Annotated in this window: 9 protein-coding genes; 5 read left to right on the top strand and 4 right to left on the bottom strand. The window is 40.4% G+C overall.

Annotation, left to right across the window (positions count from 1 at the left end; translation table 11 throughout):
• From DK207_RS00870 to DK207_RS00855, 4 genes are all read left to right on the top strand, one after another.
• Nucleotides 1–1,818: a cation:proton antiporter gene (locus DK207_RS00870; RefSeq protein WP_109439573.1), complete on the top strand. Its 1,818-nt coding sequence runs from the start codon at nt 1–3 to the stop codon at nt 1,816–1,818.
• Nucleotides 1,819–1,926: 108 nt separating this feature from the next.
• On the top strand, nt 1,927–2,799 hold the full coding sequence (locus DK207_RS00865) for an Hsp33 family molecular chaperone HslO (protein ID WP_109439572.1): 873 nt from the start codon (nt 1,927–1,929) through the stop codon (nt 2,797–2,799).
• A 134-nt stretch (nt 2,800–2,933) separates the two neighbouring features.
• Nucleotides 2,934–3,896: a DnaJ C-terminal domain-containing protein gene (locus tag DK207_RS00860; RefSeq protein ID WP_109439571.1), complete on the top strand. Its 963-nt coding sequence runs from the start codon at nt 2,934–2,936 to the stop codon at nt 3,894–3,896.
• Nucleotides 3,897–3,907: 11 nt separating this feature from the next.
• Nucleotides 3,908–4,234, top strand: a complete 327-nt coding sequence (locus tag DK207_RS00855) for a chaperone modulator CbpM (protein WP_109439570.1) — start codon at nt 3,908–3,910, stop codon at nt 4,232–4,234.
• Nucleotides 4,235–4,263: 29 nt separating this feature from the next.
• Here DK207_RS00855 and DK207_RS00850 read toward each other — a convergent pair whose 3' ends face one another.
• The 3 genes from DK207_RS00850 to rpsO form a co-directional block, all read right to left on the bottom strand.
• Nucleotides 4,264–5,487: a magnesium transporter CorA family protein gene (locus DK207_RS00850; protein WP_109439569.1), complete on the bottom strand. Its 1,224-nt coding sequence runs from the start codon at nt 5,485–5,487 to the stop codon at nt 4,264–4,266.
• Between the two features lie 84 nt (nt 5,488–5,571).
• Nucleotides 5,572–7,659: a polyribonucleotide nucleotidyltransferase gene (gene pnp / locus DK207_RS00845; RefSeq protein ID WP_171293606.1), complete on the bottom strand. Its 2,088-nt coding sequence runs from the start codon at nt 7,657–7,659 to the stop codon at nt 5,572–5,574.
• Nucleotides 7,660–7,912: 253 nt separating this feature from the next.
• Nucleotides 7,913–8,182 (bottom strand): 30S ribosomal protein S15, encoded by a 270-nt coding sequence (gene rpsO / locus DK207_RS00840; protein ID WP_004637724.1) that lies wholly within the window; start codon nt 8,180–8,182, stop codon nt 7,913–7,915.
• A 239-nt stretch (nt 8,183–8,421) separates the two neighbouring features.
• Between rpsO and DK207_RS00835 the strand changes: the two genes are divergently transcribed.
• On the top strand, nt 8,422–9,720 hold the full coding sequence (locus DK207_RS00835; RefSeq protein WP_109439567.1) for a serine hydrolase domain-containing protein: 1,299 nt from the start codon (nt 8,422–8,424) through the stop codon (nt 9,718–9,720).
• 703 nt (nt 9,721–10,423) lie between these two features.
• Here DK207_RS00835 and recD read toward each other — a convergent pair.
• Nucleotides 10,424–12,142: an exodeoxyribonuclease V subunit alpha gene (gene recD / locus DK207_RS00830; RefSeq protein ID WP_416224655.1), complete on the bottom strand. Its 1,719-nt coding sequence runs from the start codon at nt 12,140–12,142 to the stop codon at nt 10,424–10,426.
• Nucleotides 12,143–12,254: the final 112 nt, after the last annotated feature.

Raw genomic sequence — 12,254 nt, 5'->3', positions numbered from 1 at the left:
ATGTCCTTACTGCTATCCATCATTTTTTTACTAACTGCGGCTTTAATTATTGTCCCACTCACAAAACGCTATACCTCAAATACTGTTTTGGGTTATCTGATTGCTGGGTTTTTACTCGGCTCAAGTGGTTTTGCACTGGTCACTGATACTCAATTTATTGCCCAAGTCACTCAGTTAGGGATGCTCTTGCTGATGTTCTTTCTTGGCTTGGCCTTTCGCCCAATACAACTGTGGGTACAACGCTATACAATTTTAAAAAATAGCGGCCTAAGTTTACTGATCATCAGTTTGCTTTTAACTGGTATCTGCTTTTTCCTCTTTGATGACTTTGCCAGCAGTATCGTTCTTGGTGTGGCACTTACGCTTTCCGCTGTAACTTTGGCTCAACAACTACTTCATCACCAACAAAAATCGAATAGCACACTAGGACAATCCATTTTAAGTGCCATACAGTTGCAAGTATTTGTAGCGGTATTATTTATCGTCTTGTTCCCTCTGTGGGACGATACGGCGACCACACGACATGGTATCGCATATTTTGCAGCCATCATTGCGACAGTTTCAGGGCTGTTCTTAGCCAGCCGTTTTCTGATACGACCTGCATTCCGCTATTTAGCCAAGCGCAACAGTATTGAACTCATTCCTGTATTAGGGCTTGTAGCAATCCTCTCTATTATTGTCATCATGGATATTTTAAATATTCATATCTTAATTGGTGTATTTTTAGCAGGATTATTACTCGCAGACACTGAATTCAACACTGAAGTTGAACGTCTTGTTTATCCGTATCGAGATACCGCGCTTGGACTCTTGTTTCTTGCAATTGGTTTAAATCTCTCATTACAGCCCCTATTTGAAACACCACTTTTGATTTTGGGATCAATCTTTGTTTTGGTGTTGATCAAAACTGTGGTCATCGCAGCGATCAGCTATTATCAACATCGTCGCCAACAACTTAGTCTCCTTTCTGCTACCGTCCTTGCTCAGAGTGGTGAATTAAGTTTTATCCTGTTGAGTATTGCTGTTGCAGAACAGATTCTCGCTCAACCCATTTTTGAATCTGCGCTGTTGGTGATCTTGGGTTCGATGCTTCTGACGCCTCTAGTTTTCTGGTTAGTGAACAACAAACGATTACCAATATTGCATAAGAAAGTTGCTGTACTAACCCCAGATATTCCCCAGCATCCAATTTTGATTGTTGGGTTTGGTCGGTTTGGTCAAGTAGTGGCACGTGCCTTACATGCACAAGGTCAACAGTTGAGTGTGATTGATAGCAATCAACCAGATGCTGATTTTATTGAGCAATACGGACATCGCTTTTTTGATGCAGATGTCACTCAGGTCGAAAATTTAAGAGCCGCAGGGATCGAATATTGTAAATTGCTGATTCTTGCGATTGATGATGTGGAAGACAGTATGAATCTGGCACGTCACCTCCGTCTAAACTATCCTGATTTAGTTTTATTTGTTCGGGCACGTGACCGTCATCATGCGCATTTATTAAAAAGCATGGGAATTCAACATATTTGGCGTGAAACCTATGCCTCATCCTTGAGTATGGCGCAACTGGCTTTGACTGAAACAGGTCTCTCAAGTGAAGAAGCTAAAGCCCAAATCGAACAATTTCAAAACCAAGATCAGCAATTATTTAATTTACGCTATCAGTCAGGTGATGATTTTGACTCAATTGAAGCTTATCCGAGTGTGATCGCAGAGTTAGAATATTTATTTGAAAATACGAAAACTTTAAATCCTGATCGAATGAGCAATGAACAAAACCAACAAAGTGATGCAAATTCACCGCATGGAACAACTTGAGTTTTCGTAAAATGACACCATTATTGAATGAATAACCGTTCACCATCTTATAAGCTTTTAAGGCAAAGCACCGCTTTGTTTTCCTCATTTGAGGAGCTGGAGAAAAAAATGTCTGATTTACGCCAACGCTTTTTTATTGAAGATAGTCCTATTCGCGGTGAAATAGTTCATTTGGAAGAAGCACTGCAAACTATTTTGGCGAAACGTGAATATATGCCTGCGGTACAAAGCTTATTAGGTGAAATGTTGAGTGCAACAGCTTTACTTGCAAGCACCTTGAAGATCCAAGGGCGTATTAGCTTACAAATTCAAGCAACTGGTACCTTTAAATGGGCAATGGCTGAGTGTAACCATTTAGGTGAGGTTCGTGCTTTGGCTGATTATGAAGAAGATCCTCGCTTCGCCGAAGGTACTGATAGTCGTACTGTTCTTGCTGCTTTAACGAATCCTGTTCTATTCATTAATATTGAACCTGAGCATGGCGAGCGCTATCAAGGTATTGTTCCCCTTGATCAACCGACTTTGGCAGGTTGTTTAATACAATACTATGATTTATCAGCACAAATCCCAACTCATATTGTGCTAGCAACCAATAGTCAACGTACAGGCGGTTTATTGATTCAACTACTTCCTCGTAATGAAGAAGAACAAGAGTTCGTTGATGAAGATTTATGGCCACGTTTAACTATGCTCACTGAAACCTTAAAACCTGAAGAGTTAACCGACCTGTCAGCCAATGAAATTCTTTATCGTTTATATAATGAGGAAGAAGTGCGTTTGCCGGAGGCTGAGGAATTAAAGTTTGGTTGCACCTGTTCTAGAGAGCGTTGTGCCAATGCTTTGATTCAAATTGGTGTAGAAGCGGTACATGAGTCCCTTGAAATCCAAAACCCAATTCAAATGGATTGCCAATGCTGTAACACCCGTTATGAGTTTACCGCTGAAGAGGCTTTAGGCTTATTCGGTGAGCATTTGAGTTAACATTCCGTTAAGAACCTTTATGCAACAAAGTATAAAGGTTCTTGCTGAAACAATATCAACACATATCCTCTCTGTTTTTTCACCCTGAATCGTCAAATAATAGAATGAAAAGTAATAAATTATGACGATAAGCAATGACAAAAAATTACTACGAAGAACTAGGCGTGCCCCGCGATGCCTCAGCAGATCAAATCAAAAAAGCCTATCGCAAACTCGCACGCAAATACCATCCTGATCTTAGCAAAGAAGCAGATGCAGAAGAAAAAATGCAAGCGATCAATGTCGCCTATGACACCTTAAGCAATGCTGATAAAAAAGCTGAATATGACCAGATGCTTGACCATCCACAAGGCTTTTCTGGCTTTGGGCAAGGTGCGGGTGGATTCAATCAAGGTACCAGTGGATTTGATGGCTCACAATTTTATCGTCAAAGTTCAGGCGATGGTGCCGACTTTAGCGGTTTTGAAGATCTATTTGGTCGCTTCGGTGCTGGGTTTGGCGGGGGTCAACAACGCTCGCAGCGTCAACAACGTAGTTATCGGGGTGAAGATCAACACGCCTCAATTCAAGTCGATGTAAGCATTGCTTATCAGGGTTCTACACAGCAAATCACCTTACAGATTCCAACTTATAATGTTTATGGCGAACCTGAAATTCAGCGCAAAACATTAGAAGTCAAAATTCCTAAAGGAATGAAAGAAGGTCAACAAATTCGCCTGACAGGTCAAGGACAAAGTGGAATCAATGGCGGTGAAAGTGGCGACCTATATATAGAGATTCAATACAAAGATACGGACCGAATCCGCGTCGAAGGTGCTGATGTCTATCAGACCATTGATGTCGCACCTTGGGAAGCGGGCTTAGGTCAAAGCATTGAAATCAACACCCCTGCGGGTCAGCTTAAAGTTAACTTACCGAAAAATGCCAAAAATGGTCAACAACTTCGTCTAAAAGACAAAGGAATTCCGAGCAAAACCGCAGGCAATCTTTATTTGATCATTAATATTGTTTTACCAGCTGCACAGAGTGAACAAGAACAACAGGCCTATCAACAATTTGCTGAGGCCTTCTCTTCATTCAAAGCTCGTGCCTCATAAGGAGCAAGATCATGACAACTATTCAATACAAAGAAATTCAATATGACGGTCACTGCCAAGTTGAAATCGTTGATGAACACTTGGCACTTGATCTTGAACATTTTGCAGAAGCATGTGGTCAAAGTACTGAATGGGTACTTAAACTGATTGATTACGATATTTTGCAAATCACGGTTGAACCGCAAAATTACCAATTCATCGGTGAAGATGTTGCACGTGCCCGTCGAGCATATCGCTTACAACGTGATTTTGATGCGAGCCTATCAGCAGTTGCTGTGATGCTGGATTTGATTGATGAAGTACAACAATTACGTAAACAGCTCAAACATTTTCACTGAACAAAAGAAAATGACTGAGCTTAGATAAACTATTTCAGCTTGGTCATTTTCTCCACTTCTTTGAGTGTTTGTTTAATAGGTTCATAATCCAAGAACCACAACAAATTAATGTTACGTTGCTTGTGCTGTTGCGCCAGCAAATCAATCACACTACGCTCACCTCGTCCAACTAAATGCTGTTGATAGAAATAGTACAGCAGCAATATGGTGGTCATCAGCATCACACCCAACATAATCCAGAATCCAACAGGTGATTTTAATCCAGGAATAAACTCGAAGTTCATTCCATAGATCCCCGTTAATAAGGTTAATGGTGCGAATACAGCCGTGATAATCGCCAAGATACGCATATTTTCATTGGTCTGATTTGCCGTAGCAGAAAAATGTAAATCAATTGCTGATTGAATCGCATTCCGCAATCGAAGCGTATGTTTTTGCACACGTTCAATATGGCTCATCAAATCATTGAGACGTACCAAAAGTATATCTTGTGTTTTATATTTTCGTTCACCCACAACATGATGATAGTTATCCACTAACTCATCTCGAAATTCCTGCAAAGTTTCGATTTGTTCTTCACATAAATTTTCGATTTGCTGAAATGCCATATCTTCATGAAATAGTTGATGCCACTGCTTAAAACGACGATTGCCCTGTAACAACTGTTGTTGCCAATATTCAACACGACGAGTCAAAGGACTTCTTAAATTTAGATAGCCATCAATCATGCTATTCAATAATCGTAAACACAAATCTGCTGGAGTACTCGGTAATTTGCGAGCTTTATTTTGTTCCGAAACTGTCCGTTCCATAATCAGCTGTAAACGTTGAACATAGTTTTCAACTGCCATATTTCCCTGTTCACGTACACTCACCAACACTTGTGGCGTCAAGATAAAACTCATGGGCGTCGTTGCAAGACCAAATACACTCTCATGCACATCTTGCACAGGATCATTTTCATAAATCTGATCATCCGCACTGATCAGCTTACGGAAGACCAATAAATCATACTCTTCGACAGTGTCAAAAGCGCATGGATGCTCAATATTCAACAAATCCCGCATATGAAATTCATTTAATACAAGACCAGTATGTTCATAAATATTGTTTTGCCAAGACTCTGCATGATTCACTAAATCTTGTCTTAAGCTATCCACCCATAGAAATTCAAGCGTATGCTGTTGTTGTTCTTGCACGCTCATAAAAATTGTATTTTCACTATGGTGGCGGTAAAAATAATAAAGCTGCATAGCGCTCGTATTTAGGTTTAAATTAAAAATATCATGCCATAAAAAAGTCCGCACGAAGCGGACTTTTTGTATATCAAACAGCGATTAAGCTTGTTCGATGTCTTTCATCGTTAACTTGATACGACCACGGTTATCGACATCAGCAACCTGTACTTTCAACTCCTGACCTTCTTTCAATACGTCAGTCACGTTTGCAATACGCTCATTCGAGATTTGCGAAATGTGAAGTAAGCCATCAGTACCTGGCATGATATTAACGAACGCACCAAATTCAACGATACGAATCACTTTACCATCGTAGATCTTACCTGGTTCAACTTCTGCAGTAAGTGCTTGGATTTTTGCAATCGCAGCACGAGCAGCAGCTTTAGTTTCACCAAATACGCGAACTGTACCATTGTCTTCGATATCAATCGCAGCCTTGGTTTCTTCTGTAATGGCACGAATGGTCGCACCACCTTTACCAATCACGTCACGAATCTTGTCCGGGTTAATGTTGATCACTTCGAAAGTTGGCGCGTTCGCACTGATTTCTGCACGTGCACGTGAAATGACTTTATTCATTTCATTCAAGATGTGCATACGACCAGCAAATGCTTGGTTTAATGCAACTTCCATAATTTCTTCAGTGATCCCTTCGATCTTGATGTCCATCTGAAGTGCAGTAATACCGTTTGCAGAACCTGCGACTTTAAAGTCCATATCACCTAAGTGATCTTCGTCACCCAAGATGTCAGAAAGAACTGCGAAACGCTCACCTTCTTTCACTAAGCCCATTGCAATACCTGCAACTGGTGCTTTAAGTGGAACACCTGCATCCATAAGTGACAATGAAGCACCACATACAGAAGCCATTGAAGATGAACCATTAGATTCAGTAATGTCAGATACGATACGAATCACATACGGGAAACGATCAGCCGCAGGAAGAACAGCTTGAACGCCACGACGTGCTAAACGACCATGACCGATTTCACGACGCTTAGGACCTGATTCACGACCTGTTTCACCTACAGAGTATGCAGGGAAGTTATAGTGCAACATGAAGTTGTCAGTTTTAGTACCAGCAAGGGTATCAACCATCAATGCATCACGTGTGTTACCCAAAGTTGTTGTTACCAACGCCTGAGTTTCACCACGGGTAAATAATGCAGAACCATGTGCACGATCTAATACACCCACTTGAACGTCGATACCACGAACAGTTTTGGTATCACGACCATCAATACGTGGTTTACCTGAAAGGATGTTGTCACGTACGGTACGGTATTTAAGATCTTCGAATAATTCGTTTACTTCATCTGCAATACCCGTTTCGTCATTTTCTGGAACGAACTGAGCTACAGCTTCTGCATAAAGTGCATCAAGTGCCGCATAGCGATCTTGTTTAACCGCAATTGTATATGCTTCAGAAATTTTCGCTTCGAAAGCAGTTTTTAATTGCTCAAGTAATGCTTCATTTTTAGTTGGAGCAACCCAAGTTGATTCAACAGCGCCTGCAGCGGCAGCAAATTCTTTAATCGCTTGAATCGCGATTTGCATTTCGTCATGACCGAAAAGCACAGCACCTAACATTTGGTCTTCTGAAAGCTCTTTCGCTTCAGATTCAACCATTAATACTGCTGATTCCGTACCTGCAACCACAAGATCAAGATCAGACTCTGCAAGTTGTTCGAAGTTCGGGTTTAAAACATATTCGCCATTGATCAAACCAACACGCGCACCACCGATTGGTCCACGGAAAGGTGTACCAGCAATCGACAATGCCGCTGAAGTACCGAGCATCGCTGCAATATCCGCATCCATAGTCTTGTCTGAAGAAACGACAGTTGCAGTCACTTGGATTTCGTTGAAGTAACCTTCTGGGAACAACGGACGAATTGGACGGTCAATAAGGCGTGAAATTAAGGTTTCAGCTTCTGAAGCACGACCTTCACGTTTGCCATAACCACCTGGGATACGACCAGCAGCATATTGTTTTTCTTGATAGTTAACAGTAAGTGGGAAGAAATCCTGACCCGCTTTTGCTTTAGGTTGCGCAACAACTGCGACTAAAACAGTTACACCACCCATCGTGACTAAAACTGTATTTGCTTGACGTGCAACGCGACCCGTTTCTAAAACAACTTGGTGTTGACCAAATTGAAATTCTTTACGAATGATATTAAACATAGACATGTATTGTATTTTCCTAGTTTTAATTCTAGTGAGACCCCTAAGGTTTGGCATTCAGACTACAACGATTATAGATAAATGACAAAGCTTAGAAGCCATCACACTAGACCAAAATTTAAAAAAGTTAAACGCAAAGAAGGAGCGAACAAGCGCCCCTTCTAAAAATCATCTAATGTGAATTAGATGAAACTCTCTTTTCAGCGATAAAGCATAGCAACATGCGAAATACCGAAAACAAAGCCAAATCGAATTAACGACGTAAACCTAATGCGCCGATCAAAGCAACATAACGACCGTGATCTTTACCATTTAAGTAGTCAAGTAATTTACGACGTTGGTTAACCATACGAATCAAACCACGACGGCTGTGGTGGTCGTGTTTGTGCTCTTTAAAGTGACCTTGCAAATCATTGATTTGAGCAGTCAATAAAGCAACTTGTACTTCTGGTGAACCAGTGTCATTTTCAGCACGAGCAAATTTAGCAATGATCTCTGCGCGATCTGCGTTAGTTAAAGCCATTCGATTTCTCCGAGATGCTTAAAAAAATAAACGATATTGATCAGTTACGAGAACTGACTGCCGTGCATCACTACAGCAAGTGGTCTATTTTAAGTGATCTATCTTTATATTGCAAAAATGTTTTATGTTTACTGGCAATTCGGCAGCTGACAACCCCGATTAAAAGATGCACACTAGCCAAATTCTGTTTTCAATTTATGACAGAGACGAAAGAAAACGAAAAATAGTGCGAGGGAATCGTGAAAATTTTATCAACCAATACCTGTTATGTACCCCATGACTTAAATCAAGTGATTCGCTCAAAAGATGAAGTCGCAGCAGAATTAGGCGGGATGACTGAAAGACAAGTTCAGAAAATCTGGACTAGTGTGGAAAACCTGTATAAAACTGGAAATTACCCCCTCATTACCTTATGTTTGCGCCGTCAAGGGCAAGTCCTTTTAAATCGTAGTATTGGCTATGCTCAAGGGAATTCACCAGAAGGTTTAGCTGCTGATGCAAAAATAGCAACTCCCGATACGCCAATATGCTTATTTTCAGCATCCAAAATGGTGACGGCCATGCTGATTCATATGCTAGATGAACGTGGCGACCTCAATCTACTTGATCCCATCAGCTATTACATTCCTGAATATGGAGTAAATGGCAAACGTCGTGCAACTATTTTTCATTTGCTTTCTCATCGTGGCGGCATTCCTCGCATTGATACTGAAGTCACACCTGAACTTTTATTTAATCAAGAAGAAATTTTAAAGTTACTTTGCGCAGCCAAACCTGTTTCACCGTCTGGAACCCATCTCGCCTATCATGCTGTAACGGCTGGCTATATTTTGGGCGAAATCGTCAAACGCGTAACTGGACAAAGCGTGCGTGAGTTTTTGGCAGAACAAATTGAAAAACCAATGGGGTTAGATTATTTCAATTATGGTTTGAAACCTGAATATCGTGCTGATGTCGCACTTAACTACGCAACTGGTATTCATCCAAGCTTAGGAACGGATAAATATTTAAATCATGTCCTAGGAGGTGGATTACAACTGGCTGTAGATGTAACCAATGACAGTCGTTTTATGGATACCATTTGTCCAGCAGGAAATATTTATACCAGTGCTGACCAAGCTGGTCGTTTTTTTGAAATGTTATTAAACGGTGGTGAATATCAAGGCAAGCAAATTATGAGTGCCAAAACAGTATTCCGTTCAACCTTACCCACGTCTGGGGTGAGCTTAGATCGAACATTACTCGCACCGATGCGCTATGCGCTTGGACCAATGTTAGGTAGTAACCCGATCGGCTTGTTTGGTCCAATGACGGGACAAGCATTCGGTCATATCGGTTTTTCTAACATTTTATGTTGGGCTGATCCTGAGCGTGACATCAGTGTGTCATTACTCACGACAGGAAAATCAGTGGTGGGAACACATTTACCAGCCTTAGCCAAAACTCTCTATCAAATCTCAACCAACTGTCCAAAGATTCCAAAGGAACAACGTCGCTCATTATTTGCAACTGATCGTACGGAAAATGATTTGGTGTAATCTATAATTCAAGCATACAAAAAAGCCCAAGTTAAACTCGGGCTTTTGCGCTGAAATTGTTATTATTGTCATTTTTAATTTCTTTTTATTATTTATCTTTTTTGTATTCGCTTGCCTTTCTTACCCTCTGCATGCAATTTACACATCATTTTTGTTATTTAATTTAAAAATCACTTCTCTTTATACCGACTATTCTGTCACAATCAATTGTGGAGAAAAATAGCATTTTTCTTATCTGCGTGTAAGCAAAAACGTACGATTCTGTATAACAATTAACTTAATAATTAAAAAAAACTGTCTAACAAGGGATTTCCTCATAAATTGTGTTTTTAAAATTTTACCCTCTTATGAAAATCGTCTTTATGCCTACCCTTATCTCCTCCTCATCCATTTCCGTTTTAAAATTTTATGAAGCAAATAAGGTTAGATAAATGCATCAAAAAATGATAAAAATAAAAAAGCCCTGTAGTCTCTCCCAAAACTACAAGGCTTAGCGGCTGTAAATTTCCTCTTTTATCACTTACCTCACTGTAAGCCCGCTGTCATCACGACATTATTATTATTCTTTTTGCGATTTACCTAACTTTCCATGCTAGGCTCTTTGTGTGTTCATAATCTCAAAAACCAGCCTGTTGCTCTAGCGACAATATCTCGAATCCTTGTAAGCTTTTTCTTACAAAGATGTGAATTTTGAAGAATAAGTTCACAATCCTTGGAAATTGATCTTTTGTACTAAACCACTGCGGCGAACTGTGCGTACTGTAAGCGCTTGTAACAAAGCATTCCGATCCGCCAGCAATGTGACCACTTTTTTAGCCCGTGTAACTGCTGTATAAATCAGTTCCTGACTAAGGAGTTTTTCTGCATTTGCATCTAGCACAATTGCGGTATGGGTGAACTCAGAGCCTTGGGATTTATGAATGGTTAAAGCAAAAGCGGTTTGCATATTACGTGGCAATCGATGGGCAGAAATCCATTTATTTAAACTAGGGAAAAACACTTCGAATTGCTGTGGTTGGGTCCGATGTTTAAAGCAGATCCCGATATCACCATTTGAGATCCCGAGCTGATAATCATTATAAGTCATCATTACAGGACGACCGACATACCATTCTGCAACCGCGATTTGTTTAAGCTGCTGATTCAACCATCTTTCGGCATAGCGATTGAGTTGTTCAATCCCTAAAACACCATGTTTCACTGCCGCCAAGATTCGATAATCATCAAAAGTCTCTATCACTTTTTGGATATATTGCTCTGGCTGATCTGCCTGCAAATAAACTTTTAATATTTCAGCATAACCTTGAAATCCATACATCAATTTCTGCTGATATTGTTCAACCTCTATACCCTGTTGCTCAGGTAAATATTCCAACTGGATCGCATCAGACATTTCTTTACTCAAAACCATTTCTTGCAAAGAAGCAGGCTTTACAATCTCCTGTTCAAGTTGAGTTAAGACTGAATGATGATTTGCAGAATCTTGTTGTGTTTGAATAAACCGTGCCAATTGACCAATTTTAGCTTCATCTGAAAAGCGACGACTATTTTTAAGTTGTACCCGATTCCCTGCTAAGTCCGTGACTTGCTGTAAATCCGCTAAAACTGATCCGACATCGACGGAAGCCAATTGATTGGCATCGCCTAATAAAATGATTCGACAAGAATCAGGCACAGCTTCAAATAGGGCTGTTGCAAGGCTTAAATCCAACATAGAAGCCTCATCAACGACAATAACATCATAAGGTAGTGGCTGTTTTGCGTTGAATCGTGGAATTTGTCGATTTCCCATACCCAATAAACGATGCAGGGTCTGTGTGGTTTGATTACGCAATTCATCGGTGACTAAACCCGATGCAATTAATTTTGGATCGTTAAATGAGTTTTGCAATGCCTCTTGCATTCGCTGCGCGGCCTTCCCCGTTGGTGCAGCCATAGCAATACGAATATCAGGAATAATTTGGTTCAAAGCAGCAATGATGCGTGCCAAAGTATACGTTTTACCTGTCCCCGGACCACCCGTGATAATACTCAACCACTGTTCAAGTACCATTTTCAGCGCTGCTTGTTGAAATTCATCATCTAGTAAGGCTTGATATTCAGAAACATCAATTGCTTGTGTCATTTGTCGTTTTAATCGACAAATCTGCTGTGCCAAGCGTTGTTCTAGCTGCCAATATCGGTATAATGCCAAGCCCTGCTGATCGTAGACGCATGGGGCGACTTGAGTCATTGCGTTTTCGCTTGAAATAGCTAAATCACTCAAAGCTTCAAGTTGAAGTGAATCAACATCTATACAACTATCGCCTTGTAGACTGGCTTCGATCAGTTGCTGAAGCACTTGTGCAGCGCTAACTGTTTGAGCTGATTGAGAAAATGGAACTTGTGTAAGATAATTACTCCACATATTCAACCAAGTCATTTGCTCTGACTGATCATTGTTTAGTTTTTCCACAGAGTTATCCTCAAACTTACCCACACGCTTGTCCACAAGGTTATAAACATGCTTATCCACAAGATAAGATTTTGTTTAA

The organism is Acinetobacter haemolyticus, assembly GCF_900406815.1.
In the GTDB taxonomy this organism is placed as follows: domain Bacteria; phylum Pseudomonadota; class Gammaproteobacteria; order Pseudomonadales; family Moraxellaceae; genus Acinetobacter; species Acinetobacter haemolyticus_A.
The sequence above is the reverse complement of the archived record's forward strand: the minus strand, read 5'-3'. Positions and strand labels throughout refer to the sequence as shown.

What these genes read in the sequence shown, in the direction of transcription:
- DK207_RS00855 (WP_109439570.1), top strand. Translation starts at nt 3,908, where the DNA reads ATGACAACTATTCAATACAAAGAAATTCAATATGACGGTCACTGCCAA.
- DK207_RS00850 (WP_109439569.1), bottom strand. Translation starts at nt 5,487, where the DNA reads ATGCAGCTTTATTATTTTTACCGCCACCATAGTGAAAATACAATTTTT.
- recD (WP_416224655.1), bottom strand. Translation starts at nt 12,142, where the DNA reads ATGACTTGGTTGAATATGTGGAGTAATTATCTTACACAAGTTCCATTT.
- rpsO (WP_004637724.1), bottom strand. Translation starts at nt 8,182, where the DNA reads ATGGCTTTAACTAACGCAGATCGCGCAGAGATCATTGCTAAATTTGCT.
- DK207_RS00860 (WP_109439571.1), top strand. Translation starts at nt 2,934, where the DNA reads ATGACAAAAAATTACTACGAAGAACTAGGCGTGCCCCGCGATGCCTCA.
- DK207_RS00865 (WP_109439572.1), top strand. Translation starts at nt 1,927, where the DNA reads ATGTCTGATTTACGCCAACGCTTTTTTATTGAAGATAGTCCTATTCGC.
- DK207_RS00870 (WP_109439573.1), top strand. Translation starts at nt 1, where the DNA reads ATGTCCTTACTGCTATCCATCATTTTTTTACTAACTGCGGCTTTAATT.
- pnp (WP_171293606.1), bottom strand. Translation starts at nt 7,659, where the DNA reads ATGTTTAATATCATTCGTAAAGAATTTCAATTTGGTCAACACCAAGTT.